At 52.2% G+C, this 20,029-nt stretch carries 21 protein-coding genes and 5 tRNA genes; 22 read left to right on the top strand and 4 right to left on the bottom strand.

Annotation, left to right across the window (positions count from 1 at the left end; translation table 11 throughout):
• The first annotated feature begins 47 nt into the window (after positions 1 to 47).
• The gene (locus tag RCF31_RS17645; RefSeq protein WP_299460394.1) at positions 48 to 386 is read left to right on the top strand and encodes a zinc ribbon domain-containing protein YjdM; all 339 of its coding nucleotides are present in this window, start codon (positions 48 to 50) and stop codon (positions 384 to 386) included.
• 35 nt (positions 387 to 421) lie between these two features.
• Here RCF31_RS17645 and RCF31_RS17650 read toward each other — a convergent pair whose 3' ends face one another.
• Positions 422 to 1,309: a dihydrodipicolinate synthase family protein gene (locus RCF31_RS17650; RefSeq protein ID WP_416411839.1), complete on the bottom strand. Its 888-nt coding sequence runs from the start codon at positions 1,307 to 1,309 to the stop codon at positions 422 to 424.
• A gap of 164 nt (positions 1,310 to 1,473) precedes the next feature.
• Here RCF31_RS17650 and tam point away from each other — a divergent pair, with 164 nt between their 5' ends.
• The 15 genes from tam to luxS all read left to right on the top strand — a co-directional run bounded on the left by tam (position 1,474) and on the right by luxS (position 12,221).
• Positions 1,474 to 2,250 carry a trans-aconitate 2-methyltransferase gene (tam, locus tag RCF31_RS17655; RefSeq protein WP_416411840.1) on the top strand — a complete coding sequence of 259 codons (777 nt, stop codon included), beginning with the start codon at positions 1,474 to 1,476 and terminating at the stop codon, positions 2,248 to 2,250.
• A 100-nt stretch (positions 2,251 to 2,350) separates the two neighbouring features.
• Positions 2,351 to 2,845, top strand: a complete 495-nt coding sequence (gene pncC, locus RCF31_RS17660; RefSeq protein ID WP_313686707.1) for a nicotinamide-nucleotide amidase — start codon at positions 2,351 to 2,353, stop codon at positions 2,843 to 2,845.
• Between the two features lie 96 nt (positions 2,846 to 2,941).
• Positions 2,942 to 4,012, top strand: a complete 1,071-nt coding sequence (recA, locus tag RCF31_RS17665) for a recombinase RecA (protein ID WP_084876451.1) — start codon at positions 2,942 to 2,944, stop codon at positions 4,010 to 4,012.
• A 107-nt stretch (positions 4,013 to 4,119) separates the two neighbouring features.
• On the top strand, positions 4,120 to 4,632 hold the full coding sequence (locus RCF31_RS17670) for a regulatory protein RecX (protein ID WP_208617292.1): 513 nt from the start codon (positions 4,120 to 4,122) through the stop codon (positions 4,630 to 4,632).
• A gap of 136 nt (positions 4,633 to 4,768) precedes the next feature.
• A complete protein-coding gene (alaS, locus tag RCF31_RS17675; RefSeq protein WP_416411841.1) occupies positions 4,769 to 7,396 on the top strand; it encodes an alanine--tRNA ligase in 2,628 nt (875 codons plus the stop codon).
• 250 nt (positions 7,397 to 7,646) lie between these two features.
• Positions 7,647 to 7,832, top strand: coding sequence for a carbon storage regulator CsrA (csrA, locus tag RCF31_RS17680; RefSeq protein WP_013510212.1), 186 nt, complete (start codon positions 7,647 to 7,649; stop codon positions 7,830 to 7,832).
• A 285-nt stretch (positions 7,833 to 8,117) separates the two neighbouring features.
• A tRNA-Ser gene (locus RCF31_RS17685) sits at positions 8,118 to 8,210 on the top strand.
• A 9-nt stretch (positions 8,211 to 8,219) separates the two neighbouring features.
• Positions 8,220 to 8,296, top strand: a tRNA-Arg gene (locus RCF31_RS17690).
• An 87-nt stretch (positions 8,297 to 8,383) separates the two neighbouring features.
• Positions 8,384 to 8,460: transfer RNA gene (locus RCF31_RS17695), tRNA-Arg, on the top strand.
• Positions 8,461 to 8,518: 58 nt separating this feature from the next.
• Positions 8,519 to 8,595: transfer RNA gene (locus tag RCF31_RS17700), tRNA-Arg, on the top strand.
• A gap of 58 nt (positions 8,596 to 8,653) precedes the next feature.
• Positions 8,654 to 8,730 (top strand) — tRNA-Arg (locus tag RCF31_RS17705).
• A 197-nt stretch (positions 8,731 to 8,927) separates the two neighbouring features.
• On the top strand, positions 8,928 to 9,494 hold the full coding sequence (yqaB, locus tag RCF31_RS17710) for a fructose-1-phosphate/6-phosphogluconate phosphatase (protein ID WP_416411842.1): 567 nt from the start codon (positions 8,928 to 8,930) through the stop codon (positions 9,492 to 9,494).
• A complete protein-coding gene (locus RCF31_RS17715; RefSeq protein ID WP_299460416.1) occupies positions 9,491 to 9,919 on the top strand; it encodes a YqaA family protein in 429 nt (142 codons plus the stop codon). Before yqaB ends, RCF31_RS17715 begins: the two co-directional genes overlap by 4 nt.
• A 31-nt stretch (positions 9,920 to 9,950) precedes the next feature.
• Entirely contained in the window at positions 9,951 to 11,555 is a 1,605-nt protein-coding gene (gshA, locus tag RCF31_RS17720) for a glutamate--cysteine ligase (protein WP_299460418.1), read from the top strand.
• Between the two features lie 150 nt (positions 11,556 to 11,705).
• The gene (gene luxS / locus RCF31_RS17725; RefSeq protein WP_084876445.1) at positions 11,706 to 12,221 is read left to right on the top strand and encodes an S-ribosylhomocysteine lyase; all 516 of its coding nucleotides are present in this window, start codon (positions 11,706 to 11,708) and stop codon (positions 12,219 to 12,221) included.
• A 61-nt stretch (positions 12,222 to 12,282) separates the two neighbouring features.
• Here luxS and RCF31_RS17730 read toward each other — a convergent pair whose 3' ends face one another.
• Both RCF31_RS17730 and RCF31_RS17735 read right to left on the bottom strand, forming a co-directional pair.
• A complete protein-coding gene (locus RCF31_RS17730; protein ID WP_299460422.1) occupies positions 12,283 to 13,569 on the bottom strand; it encodes an HlyC/CorC family transporter in 1,287 nt (428 codons plus the stop codon).
• 13 nt (positions 13,570 to 13,582) lie between these two features.
• Entirely contained in the window at positions 13,583 to 14,383 is an 801-nt protein-coding gene (locus RCF31_RS17735) for a cytochrome C assembly family protein (RefSeq protein WP_208716237.1), read from the bottom strand.
• Between the two features lie 166 nt (positions 14,384 to 14,549).
• On the opposite strand from RCF31_RS17735, the gene ffh reads away from it, so the two are divergent.
• From ffh to rplS, 5 genes are all read left to right on the top strand, one after another.
• Positions 14,550 to 15,911, top strand: coding sequence for a signal recognition particle protein (gene ffh / locus RCF31_RS17740; RefSeq protein WP_299460425.1), 1,362 nt, complete (start codon positions 14,550 to 14,552; stop codon positions 15,909 to 15,911).
• Between the two features lie 142 nt (positions 15,912 to 16,053).
• Positions 16,054 to 16,302 carry a 30S ribosomal protein S16 gene (rpsP, locus tag RCF31_RS17745; RefSeq protein WP_013510204.1) on the top strand — a complete coding sequence of 83 codons (249 nt, stop codon included), beginning with the start codon at positions 16,054 to 16,056 and terminating at the stop codon, positions 16,300 to 16,302.
• A gap of 18 nt (positions 16,303 to 16,320) precedes the next feature.
• On the top strand, positions 16,321 to 16,869 hold the full coding sequence (rimM, locus tag RCF31_RS17750) for a ribosome maturation factor RimM (RefSeq protein ID WP_299460428.1): 549 nt from the start codon (positions 16,321 to 16,323) through the stop codon (positions 16,867 to 16,869).
• Between the two features lie 35 nt (positions 16,870 to 16,904).
• A complete protein-coding gene (gene trmD, locus RCF31_RS17755) occupies positions 16,905 to 17,669 on the top strand; it encodes a tRNA (guanosine(37)-N1)-methyltransferase TrmD (protein WP_299460494.1) in 765 nt (254 codons plus the stop codon).
• 42 nt (positions 17,670 to 17,711) lie between these two features.
• Positions 17,712 to 18,059: a 50S ribosomal protein L19 gene (rplS, locus tag RCF31_RS17760; protein ID WP_299460431.1), complete on the top strand. Its 348-nt coding sequence runs from the start codon at positions 17,712 to 17,714 to the stop codon at positions 18,057 to 18,059.
• A gap of 67 nt (positions 18,060 to 18,126) precedes the next feature.
• On the opposite strand, the gene RCF31_RS17765 is transcribed toward rplS, so the two are convergent.
• Entirely contained in the window at positions 18,127 to 18,648 is a 522-nt protein-coding gene (locus RCF31_RS17765) for a GNAT family N-acetyltransferase (RefSeq protein WP_416411843.1), read from the bottom strand.
• Positions 18,649 to 18,948: 300 nt separating this feature from the next.
• Between RCF31_RS17765 and RCF31_RS17770 the strand changes: the two genes are divergently transcribed.
• A complete protein-coding gene (locus tag RCF31_RS17770) occupies positions 18,949 to 20,028 on the top strand; it encodes a 3-deoxy-7-phosphoheptulonate synthase (protein WP_416411844.1) in 1,080 nt (359 codons plus the stop codon).
• Position 20,029: the final 1 nt, after the last annotated feature.

Genomic DNA, 20,029 nt, shown 5'->3' on the forward strand with positions numbered 1-20,029 from the left:
CTTTTGCGGCACCACCTTCGCCGCGACCTTTTCTCTGAGGAGCGCTTATGAATACCTTACCCGCCTGTCCTGAATGCCAGGCCGACTATACCTGGCAGGATGGCGAGAAGCTGAACTGCCCGTCATGTGGACATATCTGGTCGCTGGCGGCGGATGATGTGGCTGCTGATGGTCTGGTTGTGCGAGATGCTAATGGTAACCTGCTGGTGGATGGCGACAGCGTCACTGTGGTCAAGGATCTGAAGGTTAAGGGCAGCTCCTCAACGTTGAAAATCGGCACAAAAGTGAAAAGCATTCGCCTGGTTGAAGGTGATCACAATATCGATTGTAAGATCGATGGTTTTGGCCCGATGAAACTGAAATCTGAGTTCGTGAAAAAGAACTGAGATCCGGACGGCGCAGTGCCGTCCGCGTTGTTCCATTATGCCAGCAGTCGATCTATCGCTGCGCACTGGGCGGCACCGAGTTCTCCGCCATAATTGCGGGATCGGGTAGTCATCGATTCATAACGGCGTGCGACGGCGGTTTTGATCGTCGTGACAAAATCGTCCCCCAGGGTATAAATCGCCATCAGCTGACCAATGCGTTGCTGAATTGCGATTAACTGATGTAAATCGCCTGCCCGCCATGCCTGCATCGCCCCGGCAAACAGCTCAGGCACAATATTATTCAGCCCGGAAATCACCCCTGCACCGCCTGCCAGCAGGTTAGGTAACAGATATTCGTCATAGCCGGATAACACCGCAAAGTCACTGCGGACCTTTCTTGTTTCTTCAATCAGCGCACGGTTGTGCGACAGACAATCCACCGTATCTTTGATACCAATAAAATTCGGCAGTTCTGCTGCCAGTTCCGCTACCAGCGCGGGGGTTAAATCACAACCGGTACGCGCCGGAAAATTGTAGGCAAACCACTTCCCACCTAATTGCTGGTCCAGGGCTTTGAAATAACTCAGCAACTGTTTTTGCGTCTGTCCATAGTAATAAGGAGGTAGCACCATCACCGCGTCAAACCCATGCTGCCACGCGGCCTCAGCCAGTTGCAGCATATCAGGCACGCAGGTGCTGGAAACGTTAGCGACCATCGTGAGTGGGGATAGCTGACGCGCTTCGCGAATCAGGCGTAGTCGCTCCTGTTGCGTGAGCGAAGCAAACTCCCCAATGCTGCCCATTAACAGAAGTGTATCAATGCCTGAATGATTGAGCCGGTCGAAGTGACGGCCCAGAGCGTCAATATCGACGTTACCGTCGTTATCAAAAGGGGTTACTGACGGACACCAGACGCCAGCCAGTGCAGGTTGTGCAACCATAGCAAACTCCTTATCGTGAAAAATGAAACGCCGTTTTAACTTAATCGCCATTGGCTAAACTCACCAGAGAACAGCACGCAAAAAGTGAGCTATCGCACTTTTCTTTTCGGGGGATGGCAAAAACGAGTAGTGTTTAGTTCTTGGGATAAAACAGGAGCGTGACAATGCAAGACTGGAATCCACAGCTATATCGTCAGTTTGAATCAGAGCGGACTCGACCGGCCTATGAGTTGCTGGCGCGGGTTGCCACTCCTGAGGTGCGTTTCGCAACGGATTTAGGTTGCGGACCGGGCAACAGTACCGAGCTACTGGCGCAGGCCTGGCCGGAGGCCGTCATCTGTGGCATTGATAGCTCGGAAGCGATGCTGGTGCAGGCGCGTGAACGCCTTCCGGATTGCCTCTTTGAGCTGGCCGATATTCGTTCCTGGCAGGCCGAACAACCCCAGCAGGTGATTTACGCCAATGCATCTTTGCAATGGCTGGGTGAACATTCTTCGCTGCTGCCACACCTGGTGAGCCAGCTCGCTATCGGCGGCTCACTGGCAATTCAGATGCCGGATAACCTTGAGGAACCTTCACATCGCCTGATGCGCGAGGTGGCTGCGGGTGAGCGCTGGCTGCCGCATATCTCCCAGCAGGCAGCTGAACGTAAGCGCTTACTGACCACTGCGCAGTATTATGATTTGCTGAGTGATGCGGGTTGTGAGGTGGATATCTGGCGTACCACCTACTACCACATCATGGCGGATGCACAGGCGATTATTACCTGGCTGCGAGCCACCGGCTTGCGTCCTTTCCTTGCCGGGCTGGATGAAAATCAGCAACAGGCGTTTTTAGCGGAATATCATCAGGCGCTGATTACCGCTTATCCGACTCGCGCCGATGGGAAGGTTTTGCTGGCCTTCCCGCGTCTTTTTATGGTGGCAATGAAAACACGCTGAAGCTTCTGGAAGCGCACGCGCAAAACGGTACATCGGGGTTGAAAAGGATCCTCCGCTGCACCATTTACTGTTAACGTGAGCGCCAGACAAGGAGAAGACGATGAACGATGAACAGTTACAGCAGTTGAGTCGTCGTATTGGCGAGCAGCTGAAAACGCGCAAGGCAACCATCACAGCGGCTGAGTCCTGTACCGGTGGCTGGATTGCAAAAGTGTTCACTGATATCAGCGGCAGTTCCGCCTGGTTTGAGCGCAGTTTCGTGACCTATAGCAATGACGCCAAACAACAAATGGTGGGTGTGCAGGCCGGTACGCTGGCCCGGTTTGGTGCCGTGAGCGAGCAGACCGTGCGCGAAATGGCGGCGGGGGCCTGCAAAGAGGCGGGTGCGCAGTATGCTATTGCTGTCAGCGGTATTGCGGGACCGGATGGCGGCACCGCGGATAAACCCGTCGGTACTGTCTGGTTTGGCTTTGCCGGGCCGGATGGGCAACTGATGGCGCAGTGTCAGCACTTTGCTGGCGACCGTGATGCGGTGCGTCGTCAGTCCGTCGCCTGGGCACTGCAAACGCTGCATGATGAATTTCTGACAAATTAAACTTGATACTGTATGACTGTACAGTATAATTACCGGCAACAGAACGCGAGCAGACATACAGAGATGTCCGCTTACCCGGCATGATTAGGAGTGGAAATGGCGATTGACGAGAACAAACAGAAGGCTTTAGCTGCCGCGCTGGGCCAGATCGAGAAACAGTTTGGTAAAGGCTCCATCATGCGCCTGGGTGAAGACCGCTCGATGGATGTTGAAACCATCTCCACCGGTTCACTTTCGCTGGACATCGCGCTGGGCGCAGGCGGCCTGCCGATGGGCCGTATCGTTGAGATTTATGGTCCGGAATCCTCTGGTAAAACTACGCTGACCTTGCAGGTCATTGCCGCTGCGCAGCGTAAAGGCAAAACCTGTGCCTTTATTGATGCCGAGCATGCGCTTGACCCGGTCTACGCGAAGAAGTTGGGCGTCGATATTGATAACCTGCTGTGTTCGCAGCCGGATACCGGTGAGCAGGCGCTGGAAATTTGTGATGCGCTGGCGCGTTCCGGTGCCGTTGACGTCATCATCGTTGACTCCGTTGCTGCCCTGACGCCGAAAGCGGAAATTGAAGGCGAGATTGGTGACTCTCACATGGGTCTGGCCGCTCGTATGATGAGCCAGGCGATGCGTAAGCTGGCGGGTAATCTGAAGCAGTCCAATACGCTGCTGATTTTCATCAACCAGATCCGTATGAAGATTGGTGTGATGTTCGGTAACCCGGAAACCACCACCGGTGGTAACGCGCTGAAGTTCTACGCTTCCGTACGTCTCGATATTCGCCGCATCGGTGCCATTAAAGAGGGCGACGAAGTGGTGGGTAGCGAAACCCGCGTGAAAGTGGTGAAGAACAAAATTGCTGCACCGTTCAAACAGGCTGAATTCCAGATTATGTATGGTGAAGGTATCAACACCTTTGGTGAACTGGTTGATCTGGGCGTGAAGCACAAGCTGGTTGAGAAAGCCGGTGCCTGGTACAGCTACAACGGTGACAAAATCGGCCAGGGTAAAGCAAACTCGACCAATTTCCTGAAGGAAAACCCGGCGATTGCTAATGAAATCGATCAGAAGCTGCGTGACATGCTGCTGACCGGTGCAACGGCCAGTGCCGGTGCTGCGGAGGTTTCCGCTGACGATTACGAAGAAGCCAGCGAAACGAACGAAGATTTCTGATACCACAACGGGAGCGCACTGCTCCCGTTTTGTTTTTACCCCGCCAGCACTTTCCCTCTTGAATCTCTTGCTTTACCCTGCGCTACGGTCTGAAAAAGGTAAGTCATATGTCATCATCTCCGACACCCGCGCCAACTTTCTCGCGCTTGCTGGACCGCGCCATGCGCATCCTGTCACAACGTGACCATAGCCGTGAAGAACTGAAGCGCAAGCTACAACTTTCCAGCCAGCGGGCTGCCTGGATGCAGCAACAGGAAAAAGCCGAACCCATTCCTGATGAGTTGCTGGAGCAGGTTGCCGACTGGTGTCAGCAGAATGGTTGGTTAAACGACCAGCGTTTTACCGAGCGATTTATCCTCAGTCGCAGCGGCAGAGGGTATGGCCCGCAACGTATTCGCATGGAGCTGCAACAAAAAGGTATTGCGCGCGATGAAATTGACCAGGCGCTGTTTGATACCGAGGTCAACTGGATCGCGTGTGCAGCCGGGCTGGCGAAACGTAAGTTTGGCGATCCGTTGCCACAAGACTGGGCCGGGAAAAGCAAAGTCCAGCGATTTCTGATGACAAAAGGCTTTCTGATGGAAGATATTCAGGCAATTTTCAGAAATTTTGACGACTGAAAGGCAATGGGATTTTACTTCCCACTGAAGAAAATTTATCTTATTCCCACTTTTTGTTCCTCAGTCAGTGGTGGGCCGGGCGCATGCGGCTTGCCAGACGAGAGGTAACGTTCGTTAGCGTGATTCCAGGAAATTTATGAGCAAGAGCACTGCTGAGATCCGTCAAGCGTTTCTCGACTTTTTTCATAGCAAGGGACATCAGGTTGTAGCCAGCAGCTCCCTCGTACCGAACAACGACCCGACGCTGCTGTTTACCAACGCCGGGATGAACCAGTTTAAAGACGTTTTCCTCGGTCAGGATAAGCGCGATTACTCACGTGCGACCACAGCGCAGCGCTGCGTTCGTGCGGGCGGTAAGCATAATGACCTCGAAAACGTGGGTTATACCGCGCGTCATCACACCTTCTTTGAAATGTTGGGCAACTTCAGTTTTGGCGACTATTTCAAAAAAGACGCGATTGCCTATGCCTGGGAACTGCTGACGGGCGAGCAGTGGTTTAAGCTGCCAAAAGAACGCCTTTGGGTCACCGTCTATGAAACTGACGATGAAGCCTATGACATCTGGGCCAAAGATATTGGTATTCCGCACGAACGAATTATTCGTATCGGGGACAATAAAGGCAGCGCCTACGCATCAGACAACTTCTGGCAGATGGGCGATACCGGCCCATGTGGTCCGTGCAGCGAGATCTTCTTCGATCATGGCGATCATATCTGGGGTGGCCCGCCGGGCAGCCCGGAAGAAGATGGTGACCGCTATATTGAAATCTGGAATATCGTATTCATGCAGTTTAACCGTCAGGCAGACGGTACCATGCAGCCATTGCCGAAACCTTCAGTGGATACCGGTATGGGGCTGGAGCGTATTGCTGCGGTTCTGCAACACGTTAACTCCAACTACGAAATCGACCTTTTCGCCAGACTGATTAAGTCAGTGGCTGAAGTGACAGGTGCGACTGATCTCAGCAACAAATCACTGCGAGTGATCGCTGACCATATCCGTTCCTGTGCTTTCCTGGTCGCTGATGGCGTGATTCCTTCGAACGAAAACCGTGGCTATGTACTGCGTCGTATCATTCGTCGTGCGGTACGTCACGGCAACATGCTTGGCGCGAAAGATGCCTTCTTCTATAAGCTGGTTGCGCCTCTGATTGCGGTAATGGGCTCGGCAGGTGAAGACCTGCAACGTCAGCAGGTTCAGGTTGAGAACGTCCTGAAAGCGGAAGAAGAACAGTTTGCGAAAACGCTGGAGCGTGGTCTGGCGCTGCTGGACGAAGAACTGGCGAAGCTGCAAGGCGATACGCTGGATGGCGAAACTGTATTCCGCCTTTATGATACTTTCGGCTTCCCGGTAGACCTGACTGCGGATGTGTGCCGTGAGCGCAATCTGAAGATCGACGAAGCTGGGTTTGAAGTGGCGATGGAGCAGCAACGCCAGCGTGCACGTGAAGCCAGTGGATTTGGTGCGGATTACAACAATGTGATTCGTATTGATTCTGCATCGGCCTTTAAAGGTTATGACCAGCTGGCACTGACCTCTACCGTACAGGCGTTGTTTGTCGATGGGCAAGCGGTTGAGCAGGTGAGCGCAGGCCAGGATGCGGTAGTGGTGCTTGATGAGACCCCGTTCTACGGCGAGTCTGGTGGTCAGGTAGGTGATACCGGCGTACTGGCTGGGAATAATGCTGAATTTAGCGTGCAGGACACACAGAAGTATAGTCAGGCCATTGGTCATATCGGTAAGCTAACTACCGGCCAGCTGCGTGTCGGCGATCGCCTGAGTGCTCAGGTTGATGAAGAACGCCGTGCTCGCATCCGTCTGAACCATTCAGCGACACACCTGTTGCATGCCGCATTGCGCCAGGTTTTAGGTGAGCATGTCGCGCAGAAAGGCTCGCTGGTCAATGATAAATACCTGCGTTTCGACTTCTCTCATTTTGAAGCGATGAAGCCGCAGGAGATTCGTCAGGTTGAGGATATCGTCAACGCGCAGATCCGTCGTAACCTGGCCGTTGAAACCAATATCATGGATCTTGAGGCTGCCAAAGCGAAGGGTGCCATGGCACTGTTTGGCGAGAAATACGATCAACGTGTTCGTGTGCTGAGCATGGGAGATTTCTCAACCGAGCTGTGTGGCGGTACGCATGCTGCGCGCACCGGTGATATTGGTCTGTTCCGTATTTTGTCTGAATCGGGCACTGCTGCGGGTGTTCGTCGTATCGAAGCGGTGACTGGCGAAGGGGCTCTGGCGCAGGTTAATGCACAAAGCCACCAGTTGCAGGACATCGCGCATCTGGTGAAAGCCAATAGCAGTAATCTGAATGAGAAAGTCCGCGGACTGGTGGACCATGTTCGTGCCCTGGAAAAAGAATTGCAGCAACTGCGTGATCAGCAGGCAGCACAGGAAAGTGCCTCACTCAGCAGCAAGGCCGTGGATGTTAAAGGGACTAAACTGCTGGTGAGTGAACTTAGCAATGTAGAACCTAAGATGCTGCGTACCATGATGGACGACCTGAAAAATCAGCTTGGTTCCGCCATTATCGTGTTGGCGACCGTAGCAGAAGGTAAAGTGTCGCTGATCGCGGGTGTGACCAAAGACCTGACCGATCGCGTGAAAGCGGGCGAACTGGTGGGGGAACTGGCTGCTCAGGTGGGCGGGAAAGGCGGTGGTCGCCCGGATATGGCTCAGGCGGGCGGTACGAATCCACAGGCGCTGGCTGGCGCGTTGGCGGGTGTGCAGGACTGGGTCAGCAATCGACTGTAACGAAATAAAACTAAGCATCGTGGAGAGCGCCAGGAACGGAACGTTCCGGCGCTTTTTAACGCGATGTGCACCAGGTAATGACAAAGTCAGGTTGAGGCAGTGTATTTCGGCTAAACTAACTATCAGCAGAATGTATTGGCGTGGCAAACCACAATGGTGTATTTGTCATAGACATTGTTCAGCGTTATATGATGGATATGGCCGGGAACCCGAACAGGCCCGACTCTTTTAATCTTTCAAGGAGCAAAGAATGCTTATTCTAACTCGTCGAGTTGGTGAAACCCTCATGATTGGCGATGAGGTGACTGTAACGGTGCTGGGAGTTAAAGGTAACCAGGTCCGTATTGGCGTCAATGCACCTAAAGAAGTTTCGGTGCATCGCGAAGAGATCTATCAGCGCATTCAGGCAGAAAAAGCTCAGCCTACGAGTTACTAACGGATTCAGCGCCTCGCCTTGCTGCGAGGCGCTACCGATTTTTCCTGCCTGCAACTTCTTCCCCTCCCATTTTTTTCTTTCCCATTTTGTTATCTGCATCCCCCTTTTACTGTTGATTAATCACTCTTTTTGTCGGCAAAACGCGCGGATTGTCTGTCATTTGTGCAAACGAACCTGTAGTGGGAAAAATTGTTTGACTTATAAGTGCGGGAAAGTAATATGTGCGCCACGCAGTGCCGATGAGCAGAAACAAAGTTCAGAAGCACGGTTCGGAAGAACGCGTAAGGTGAGGTGGCCGAGAGGCTGAAGGCGCTCCCCTGCTAAGGGAGTATGCGGTCAAAAGCTGCATCCGGGGTTCGAATCCCCGCCTCACCGCCATTTTTCGATGCATCCATAGCTCAGCTGGATAGAGTACTCGGCTACGAACCGAGCGGTCGGAGGTTCGAATCCTCCTGGATGCACCATCGAAAAAGATGTCGTAAAGAGTGAACGAGCAGTTCCTTTCGAGGTGAGTTGTTAGCACCCTGCGTTGTACAAGAATTTTCAGAAATGCATCCATAGCTCAGCTGGATAGAGTACTCGGCTACGAACCGAGCGGTCGGAGGTTCGAATCCTCCTGGATGCACCATTCTTCGTATCATTCCCAGGTTGATTTCAGTTAGTCCATCGTAAGAAAATATCTCAATGCATCCATAGCTCAGCTGGATAGAGTACTCGGCTACGAACCGAGCGGTCGGAGGTTCGAATCCTCCTGGATGCACCATTCTTTGTCTCATCACCCGATTGTTTCAGTTCTTCCATCGCAACAACGTTTCTCCAATGCATCCATAGCTCAGCTGGATAGAGTACTCGGCTACGAACCGAGCGGTCGGAGGTTCGAATCCTCCTGGATGCACCATATCCCCCCGATTTATCACTTCGCTGTAAAAAAAGCCCTGTTTTAACCGCCATTTATCTGCGGCACCACTTTCTCACCTTTATCTTAAAACTAAAAATACTAATGCTTTCAAAGCATTTGCTGTTAAGCGCGCCTGGCGACAACCTGAACGCATTACGTTAAAGTAATGGCTCGTTTGCTGGACGCCCGGAGTGACAATGTACGACCAATATGACGCCCTGATTTTCGATATGGACGGCACGATTCTCGATTCTGAGCCGACACATCGAAAAGCCTGGCATCAGGTACTTAGCCGCTATGGTTTCACCATGGATGAGGAAAAAATGGTGAGCTTTAACGGTGCGCCCACCTGGCAGCTGGCGCAATTCATCATTGAGCAAAACCATGCTACGCACGATCCCCATTTGCTGGCGGCGGAAAAAACCGTGGCCTTTAAAGCAATGCTGCTGGATAGCGTGCGTCCTCTGCCGCTGATGGCGGTGGTGAAAGCTTATCACGGACGTCGCCCGATGGCGGTTGGCACTGGCAGTGAGCATAGCCTGGCGAAAGCCCTGCTCACACAATTAGGTGTTTATCATCTTTTTACCGCCGTCGTTGGCGCTGATGACGTACAGCGCCATAAACCGCAACCTGATACCTTTTTACGCTGCGCCGAGTTAATGGGCGTCGCGCCCGCGCGCTGTGTGGTATTTGAAGATGCTGATTTTGGTGTTCAGGCAGCAAAAGCAGCAGGCATGGATGTGGTTGATGTCCGTTTACTGTGAATGAATTTCTGACCTATGGCTCGTTATTCGGCAGTAGCTTTCTGAGTGCCACCCTCCTTCCGGGAAGCTCAGAGGCGGTGCTGGTAGCCTTGTTGATCGCCCAAAAGGGATCGGTCTATGGGCTACTATTGGCTGCATCAGTGGGAAACACGCTGGGTGGCCTGACTAACATTCTTCTTGGTCGCCTGATGCCGCCGAAAGGGCAGGGGCGATGGCATAACACAGCAATGACGTGGTTACACCGATTGGGACCTGCAGCCCTGTTATTTAGCTGGCTGCCAGTGGTGGGCGATCTGCTCTGCGTCTTCGCAGGCTGGTTGCGCGTTGCCTGGCTTCCAGCGTTGCTGTTTCTCGCCATCGGTAAAACACTGCGTTACATCGTTATCGCGATGGTCACCTTACAAGGTTTGCAATGGTGGCATTGATTCGCACAGATTCGAGGCTACGGTTAACATTATGCTGAACAAAAATAAATTATTCGCACAGCGGGAGGTTAATGTGATCCCGGACGTATCAAAAGCGCTCTCCTGGCTGGAAGCGCATCCCGACGCGTTAAAGGGTATCGGCCGTGGTATTGAACGCGAAACTTTGCGTGTCAACCCGGATGGTCATCTGGCAACGACCGGGCACCCAGAGTCTCTGGGGTCAGCGCTGAAGCATGATTGGATTACTACCGATTTTGCCGAGACGCTGCTGGAGTTCATCACGCCTGTAGATCAGAACATCGATCACATGCTCAGTTTCCTGCGTGATATTCACCGCCACGTGGCGCGTGAACTGGGGCAGGAGCGCATGTGGCCCTTTAGCATGCCGTGCATTATTGACGATGCCGATAACATTGAGCTGGCGCAATACGGTAGTTCCAACATTGGCCAAATGAAGACGCTGTATCGCCAGGGGCTGAAAAATCGCTATGGCGCGTTGATGCAGACGATCTCAGGTATCCATTACAACTTCTCACTGCCGCTGTCGTTCTGGCAGGAGTGGGCGGATGTCAAAGATGCGGAAAGTGGTAAAGAGACCATTTCTGCCGGTTATCTGCGCCTGATCCGTAACTATTATCGCTTCGGCTGGGTTATCCCGTATCTGTTTGGTGCTTCGCCGGCAATTTGCTCGAGCTTCCTGCAAGGCCGCGAAACCAATCTGCCGTTTGAAACGAACGACAAAGGGACCTTGTGGCTGCCGTATGCAACCTCCTTGCGCCTGAGCGACCTTGGATATACCAATAAATCGCAAAGTGGGTTGGGTATCACCTTCAACTCACTGGATGGCTATGTTGCGGCGCTAAAAGCCGCGATCAAAACGCCATCGGAAGAGTATGCGGCCATGGGTACTAAAGATGCCGATGGCAACTGGCTGCAGCTGAATACCAATGTGCTGCAGATTGAGAACGAGCTGTACGCGCCGATTAGGCCGAAGCGTGTGACACGTTCTGGTGAAGCACCGTCGGATGCGTTGCAACGTGGCGGCATTGAATATATTGAAGTCCGTTCGCTGGATATCAACCCATTCTCAGCGATTGGCGTTGATGCGACCCAGGTGCGTTTCCTCGATTTGTTCCTGATTTGGTGTACGCTGGCCGATGCGCCGGAAATGAGCGCAGATGAATTGCTGTGCAGCCGTAAAAACTGGAATCGAGTGGTGCTGGAAGGTCGTAAGCCGGGGCAGGTGATTGCCGTGGGTTGCAGTGAAACGCAGCATACGCTGGTTGAGGTAGGTAAGGCCCTGTTTGCTGATTTGAGTCGCGTAGCAGAAGTACTCGACAGCAATCATGGCAGCACGCAATATCAACAGGTTTGCGATCAACTGGTGGCATCGTTTGACGATCCTGAGCTAACCTATTCGGCGCGTATCCTTCATGCAATGAAGGAAAATGGTTTGACCGGGACCGGAGTGGCGTTGGCTGAACAATATCGTCATTTGTTATGCGAAGAGCCGTTACAGGTTCTGAGTGAGGATGACTTTACTCGCCAGGCGCAGGATTCAGTGCTCGCGCAAGAGAAGCTGGAACAGAGCGATACGCTGGATTTTGCCAGCTACCTCGCCAGCCGGGAAGGGTAAAAAAGAAAAGGCCACATCACTGTGGCCGAATTAACATCTCTGTTGTCAGGGATGATGATAACAAATGCGCGTCTTTCATATATTCAGACGTTGGGCGAACAGAAAAGTTTCATCGTTTTAAAAAAAATTCTCAAAACAGGAGGTGACAATATGCCACTGCTGGATAGTTTTACTGTAGATCACACCATCATGGCGGCGCCCGCAGTACGCGTAGCAAAAACCATGAAAACTCCTCATGGCGATACCATCACCGTTTTTGACCTGCGTTTCTGCCGGCCGAACAAGGAAATCCTGACTGAGCGCGGCATCCATACGCTGGAGCACCTCTTCGCTGGATTTATGCGTAATCACCTGAATGGTGAAGGCGTGGAAATCGTTGATATTTCGCCAATGGGTTGCCGTACCGGCTTTTATATGAGCCTGATTGGCACGCCGGACGAGCAGCGTGTGGCAAAAGCGTGGAAAGGGGCGATGGAAGATGTTCTGAAAGTAAAAGAACAGAACCAGATCCCGGAATTGAACGAATATCAATGTGGTAGCTACAAACTGCATTCGCTGGATGAAGCGCAGCAGATTGCCCGCAACGTGCTGGCAAGCGAGATCGGCGTTAACTACAACGAAGATCTGAAACTGCCGAAAGAAAAGCTACAAGAACTGCATATCTAGTTTTTTGCTGATGCAGAAAGAAAAATGCCGCGATAATCGCGGCATTTTTTTATGCTTCAGTTCAGGAACCGATGGAAGACTTTAGCGGTGTATGCGGCGTAATACGTGCCTGTTTCACCATGTTGTCCTGCACATCAAGAATATCAATATCGTACTTACCAATTTGTACCTGGGTGCCAACCTGAGGGATTTCTTCCAGCACTTCCAGCAGCATACCGTTGATGGTACGGGCTTCTTCCTCCGGTAATGACCAGTTGAAGGCCTTGTTGATTTCACGAATATTTGCACTGCCTTCAATCAGAACAGAACCGTCGTTCTGCGGCATGACCTCTTCGGCCAACGTCGGAGACATTGAGGTGGTGAAATCGCCAACAATGTCCTCAAGAATGTCTTCGATGGTGACCAGACCTTTGATATCGCCATACTCATCCACCACTAAACCCACTTTCTTCTTATTGCGCTGGAATTTAACCAGCTGCACGTTAAGCGGGGTACCTTCCGGCACATAGTAGATTTCATCGGCGGCACGCAGCAGTGTCTCTTTGTTGAATTCTTTTTTCTCGGTCATCATGCGCCAGGCTTCACGGACCCGCAGCATGGCGACGCAATCATCCAGCGAGTCGCGGAATAATACGATACGACCATGCGGTGAATGACTGAGCTGACGAACAATCGATTTCCAGTCGTCATTAATGTTGATGCCGACAATCTCGTTACGCGGCACCATGATGTCTTCAACGCCCACCTTTTCCAGATCCAGCACTGACAGCAGCATATCCTGATTACGGCGTGACATCAGGCTGCGTGATTCATGGACGATGGTGCGTAACTCTTCCTTACTTAACGCCGAACTGATGGAGCCATCCGTTTTGATACCAACCATGCGCATCAGAATGCGTGTAATGGTGTTGAGCAACCATACCAATGGCAGCATCACATATTGCAGCGGAGCGAGCAGGAAACTACTGGGATAAGCGACCTTCTCCGGATAGAGCGCGGCGATGGTTTTGGGCAGCACTTCAGCGAACACCAGCACCACAAAAGTCAGTACGCCGGTTGCTATCGCGACGCCGGCATCACCGTATAAACGCATGCCGACGATAGTGCCTAACGCTGAGGCGAGGATGTTGACCAGGTTATTACCGATCAGCACCAGACTGATCAGTCGATCTGGCCGACGCAGTAATTTTTCGACGCGCCGTGCGCCGCGCTGTCCGTTTTTAGCCTGATGGCGCAGCTTGTAACGATTGAGCGTCATCATGCCGGTCTCTGAACCGGAGAAATAGGCCGAGACCAGCACCATGATGACCAGGGTGATGATCAGCGTGGTGGTTGAAACATGTTCCAACGCAAAAATTCCTTTAGTGAGACGATTGAGTTAGCAGGTGCTGCAGTACACGGCTGCCAAAGTAGGCCATGGTCAGCAAAATCGCACCGCTGCAATTGAACCAGACGACACGGCGACCGCGCCAGCCTTCGTGGTAATGTCCCCAGAGCAGAACGATATAGACGAACCAGGCAATGATTGAGAGTACCGCTTTGTCCACATTCTCGGCGCTGAACAGATTGTGCATATAGAACAGACCGGTGCACAGCACCAGCGTCAGCAGTACGACACCAACCTGAGTGATGTGGAACATTTTGCGCTCAATGGTGAGCAGCGGTGGCATATCCTGGGTGAACGCCAGCTTTTTATTTTTTAACTGATAGTCAATCCACGCCAGCTGCAACGCATAAAGGGCGGCAATGATCAGGGTGGCATAGGCAAACAGCGACAGGCCGATGTGAATCATCATGCCCGGCGTGGTTTCCAGATGGGTAATAAACGCGTTGGGCACGAAAGTGGCAAAGGCCAGATTAATCAACGCAAAGCTGTAAACGATAGGCAGCAGCAGCCAGCCACGATTGCGTGACGCCACTATGGTCATAATCGAACAGATCAGCAGGCTCACCAGCGAACCTATGTTCAACAGGCTGAGATTTTGGCCGTTATCGACGGCAAAAATACGCTGTTGCAACGCGATGGCGTGGGCAATCAGCGCCACACAGGCGGAAAGTACCGCAAGGCGTCGCCAGCCACCGTTGCGTTTCAACAGGCTGGGTATGATCAGAGCAAGGCTGATAGAGTAGGCGAACAGCGCCACGATCGCAGAAACAAACATAGATCCTGTCAGGTGTCGGTCAGATAAGGAAAAAAGCAGTATAACGTTAGCCGCATCAGGCTCCAAACGATCTGAAGGGCAATTGCAGAGATCGGCCTGGCTTCGTGTTATAATCCGCCGCATTGTGTCGCCCTGGCGGCCTCGCTATGTTTTTAAGTGAGAGAGCATGTTTGATAATTTAACCGATCGTTTGTCGCAAACCCTGCGCAATATTAGCGGCCGCGGAAGGCTGACCGAAGACAACATTAAAGACACGCTGCGCGAAGTGCGTATGGCGCTGCTGGAAGCGGATGTTGCGCTGCCAGTCGTACGTGAATTTATCAACCGTGTGAAAGAGCGCGCGGTTGGTCATGATGTGAACAAGAGCCTGACCCCGGGTCAGGAATTCATCAAAATTGTTCGCAATGAGCTGGTCGAGGCGATGGGTGCAGAAAATAATGCACTCAACCTGGCCGCTCAGCCACCGGCCGTCGTATTGATGGCGGGTCTGCAGGGTGCGGGTAAAACCACCAGCGTTGCCAAGCTGGGTAAATTCCTGCGTGAGAAGCACAAGAAAAAAGTACTGGTCGTTTCTGCTGACGTCTATCGCCCGGCGGCGATCAGACAGCTGGAAACGCTGGCGCAGCAGGTTGGCGTGGATTTCTGCCCGTCTGACCTGAGCCAGAAGCCTGTCGATATCGTGAACAACGCGCTGAAAGAAGCTCGTCTGCAATTCTACGACGTTCTGATCGTGGATACCGCGGGCCGTCTGCACGTTGATGAAGCGATGATGGACGAAATCAAGCAGGTACATGCCGCGATTGATCCGGTAGAAACCCTGTTTGTTGTTGATGCCATGACGGGGCAGGATGCCGCCAATACCGCGAAAGCATTTAATGAAGCGCTGCCGCTGACCGGTGTGATTCTGACCAAAGTCGATGGTGATGCACGTGGTGGTGCGGCGTTGTCGATTCGCCATATTACCGGCAAGCCGATCAAATTCATGGGTGTTGGTGAGAAAACTGAAGCCCTGGAGCCGTTCTATCCGGATCGTATTGCATCGCGCATCCTGGGTATGGGCGATGTGCTGTCGCTGATTGAAGATATCGAAAGCAAAGTTGACCGCGAGCAAGCGGAAAAGCTGGCGAAGAAACTGAAAACCGGCGATGGCTTTGACCTTAACGATTTCCTTGATCAGCTAAAGCAGATGCGCAATATGGGTGGGATGGCAAGCCTGATGGGCAAGCTGCCTGGCATGGGCCAACTGCCGGATAATGTGAAATCGCAGATGGACGATAAACTTCTGGTGCGTATGGAAGCCATCATCAACTCGATGACACGCAAAGAGCGTGAGAAGCCGGAAATCATCAAAGGCTCACGCAAACGCCGTATCGCCCTGGGTTCGGGCATGCAGGTGCAGGATGTTAACCGACTGCTGAAGCAGTTCGATGACATGCAGCGCATGATGAAGAAAATGAAGAAGGGCGGCATGGCGAAAATGATGCGCAGCATGAAAGGCATGATGCCGCCAGGATTCCCCGGTCGCTAAGGCGACCGGTAAAATGCCGGAAAAGTGAGATGCTCAGGTTGCTTTTTGCGCCAAAATGAGTAGAATTTTCGGGCTTTATATATTGCACCCGGGCCCCGTTCCTCGATGGGGCCCGGTTGTTTTATTAACTAATGAGGATGTTATGGTAACTATTCGTTTGGCACGTCACGGCGCGAAAAAGCGTCCGTTCTATCAGGTCGTCGTTACTGACAGCCGCAATGCTCGTAACGGTCGCTTCATCGAGCGCGTAGGTTTCTTCAACCCGATCGCTGCTGGTCAGGCTGAAGGTCTGCGTCTGGATCTGGACCGTATTGAGCACTGGGTTGGCCAGGGCGCAACGCTTTCTGATCGCGTTAACGCGCTGATCAAAGAAGCAAAAAAAGCAGCTTAATCTGTCACGGTGGTGAGCATGAGCAGAAAACCTGCCGCACAGCCTCCCGCTAACCCAATCGTATTGGGGAAGATGGGTGCCGCTTACGGCATTCGGGGCTGGCTCAAAGTGTTTTCTTCCACCGAAGAAGCCGAAAGTATCTTTGACTATCAGCCCTGGTTGATTCAGCACGCCGGTCAATGGCAGCTGGTCGAACTGGAGGGCTGGAAGCACCACAATCAGGATCTGATCATCAAAGTCAAAGGCATTGACGATCGGGATGCAGCGGCACAGTTAACCAATTGCGAAATTACGGTTGACTCCGCGCAACTGCCAGCGCTGGAAGAGGGTGATTACTACTGGAAAGACCTGATGGGTTGCAAAGTAGTAAACCTCGAAGGCTACGAAATGGGTAAAGTCATTGATTTGATGGAAACCGGTTCGAACGACGTTCTCGTCGTAAAGGCAAACCTGAAAGATGCATTCGGTGCACAGGAGCGGTTAATACCGTTTCTTGATGAACAGGTTATCAAGAAAGTCGATCTCTCTACTGGCACTATTGAAGTAGATTGGGATCCTGGTTTTTGACCTCCGGACCAACCGGTAACGTAACGGCGAACGCGATGTGGATTGGTGTTATTAGCCTGTTTCCAGAGATGTTTCGCGCTATTACCGATTTCGGGGTAACTGGCCGGGCAGTAAAAAATGGCCTGCTCAGCATTGAGAGCTGGAGTCCGCGTGACTTCACGCACGACCGGCACCGTACCGTGGATGATCGTCCTTACGGCGGCGGACCGGGAATGCTGATGATGGTGCAACCTTTACGGGACGCCATCTCCGCAGCGAAAGCAGCGGCGGGAGAAGGGGCCAGGGTGATTTATCTTTCACCTCAGGGGCGCAAACTTGACCAACAGGGCGTTTGCGAACTGGCGACACATCAGAAGTTGATTCTGGTATGTGGTCGCTATGAAGGGATTGATGAGCGCGTTATTCAAACCGAAATTGATGAAGAATGGTCAATCGGTGATTACGTACTCAGTGGCGGTGAGCTACCAGCCATGACGTTGATTGACTCCGTCGCCCGGTTTATACCCGGCGTTCTGGGGAAGCAGGCGTCAGCCGATGAGGATTCGTTCTCGGACGGTTTGCTGGATTGCCCGCACTATACCCGACCTGAAGTGTTAGAAGGGATGGATGTACCGGCAGTGTTACTGTCGGGGAACCATGCCGATATTCGCCGCTGGCGTCTGAAACAGTCGCTAGGCCGTACCTGGCTGAGAAGACCTGAACTTCTGGAAAACCTGGCTCTGACTGTAGAGCAAGCAAGGTTGCTTACTGAGTTCCAGCGGGAACATCAGCAGCAACAAAACGATGAGGCGGAAGAGTAATCTTCCCTGACTATCAGTTTACCCAGGATAAGAGATTTAATTATGAGCAACATTATCAAGCAAATTGAACAAGAGCAGATGAAACAGGACGTACCTTCCTTCCGTCCGGGTGATACCGTGGAAGTGAAAGTATGGGTCGTTGAAGGTTCTAAGAAACGTCTGCAGGCATTCGAGGGCGTGGTTATCGCTATTCGTAACCGCGGTCTGCACTCTGCATTCACTGTTCGCAAGATTTCTAACGGCGAAGGCGTTGAGCGTGTCTTCCAGACTCACTCTCCGGTAATTGACAGCATTGCTGTTAAACGTCGTGGTGCTGTGCGTCAAGCCAAACTGTACTACCTGCGTGAGCGTACTGGTAAGTCTGCTCGTATTAAAGAGCGTCTTAGCTAAGAGCTCGCGAAAGCGACATCTCAAAGTTAATAGCAAACAAGGGGTTGGCATCTGCCAGCCCCTTTTTTTATCTACGTTCTAAATGATAAATGGCGGTATTCACCGGGCCGCTTTCCAGCACGATTAACCCGTAACGATAATCAATGAAACTAAACCCGCTGCGTTCTGCCACTGCGCGACTGGCCAGGTTATCAGCAGCGGCGAGAATTTCCAGTAACTTCACCTCGGGTGATTGAAAGCCTAATTCAATCAGCTGCGCCACAGCCCGTGTCGCGACGCCCTGGCGCTGGGCGGATGAGCGTACCCAGTAACCCAGAGCACAGAATTCTCCGGGTTGGCGGGCAAAACGGATCCCAGCCCCGCCAAGCAATTGATCATTACCATCGACAATGGCGAACTCTTCGGCTTCACCTCTGGCCCGCTGAAGATGGGTAAAATTGATCCAACTGACGGCTTCATCATTACGATAGTCATCATGTGCCCACTCCATCCACGGGATAAGGCTGGGAAGTGATGCATTCACCGCCTCGGTAAAAGCCTCAGCATCCTGCAAATTGTAGGGGCGGAGATGTACATGAGGAATTGCCATAAGATCGATCCCGAAAAAGTCTATTTAACAGAATGTTAGCCCAGATGATGCCAATGACGGTATTAAATTTCCGCAATGAGTGTAATTAATAGTTTACATAATGGCGTAGTGTTGTTTGGTGGTTATTTATTTTTAATTTTATGAAATAAAACAATTTTATCTGAAATTACCTTATTGGTTTTTATATGTGGTAATAAAAGTGTACATATGTGGATTGCATGATTTACGACTTATGGTAAAGTGAACGCCATCCTCAGTGAGGATCCCAACACGCATAAACGAGTAAAAAGGATCGCAATCATGCAAAAAGACGCGCTGAACAATGTGCATATCGCCGATGAACAAATTTTAATCACCCCGGGAGAGTTGAAAGCGAAATTTCCGCTCAGTGCTGCTCAGGAAGCGCAAATCGCGGCTTCCCGTCAGACCATCTCCGACATCATCGCGGGCCGCGATCCGCGTCTGTTGGTGGTGTGTGGCCCTTGTTCAATCCACGATACCGAAGCTGCACTTGAATACGCCCATCTTTTGAAAACTCTTTCTGAACAGTTGAAGGATCAGCTGTACATCGTTATGCGTGTCTATTTTGAGAAACCCCGTACCACCGTCGGCTGGAAAGGGTTAATCAACGATCCTTACATGGACAACTCGTTTGATATGGAAGCCGGGCTGCACATTGCGCGTCAGCTGCTGGTGAACCTGGTAGAAATGGGACTACCGCTGGCCACTGAGGCGCTCGATCCTAACAGCCCGCAATACCTTGGTGACCTGTTCAGCTGGTCAGCGATTGGTGCACGTACTACCGAGTCGCAGACTCACCGTGAAATGGCGTCAGGTCTTTCCATGCCGGTTGGATTCAAAAATGGCACCGACGGCAGCCTCGGCACCGCGATTAATGCTATGCGCGCAGCAGCCATGCCGCATCGCTTCGTGGGCATCAACCAGGCTGGGCAGGTTTGTCTGTTACAGACCCAGGGTAACCCGGATGGTCATGTGATTCTGCGCGGTGGCAAAGCACCGAACTACGGCCCGGAAGATGTCGCGCAGTGCGAAAAAGAGATGCTGAAAGCGGGACTGCGTCCAGCCTTAATGATAGATTGCAGCCATGGCAATTCTAACAAAGACTATCGCCGCCAGCCTGGTGTAGCCGAATCGGCTATTGCCCAGATTAAAGATGGCAACCGTTCCATTATCGGCCTGATGCTGGAAAGCCACATCCACGAAGGCAACCAGTCTTCCGAGCAGCCGCGTAGTGAGATGAAATACGGTGTGTCTGTCACTGATGCCTGCATCAACTGGGACACCACTGAAACCTTGCTGCGTGAAATCCATCAGGATTTGCAGGGAGTGCTGTCGGCGCGTCTGTCACACGAGGTGTAAT

Source organism: Pantoea sp. App145, from assembly GCF_047947045.1.
Taxonomy (GTDB): Bacteria; Pseudomonadota; Gammaproteobacteria; order Enterobacterales; family Enterobacteriaceae; genus Pantoea.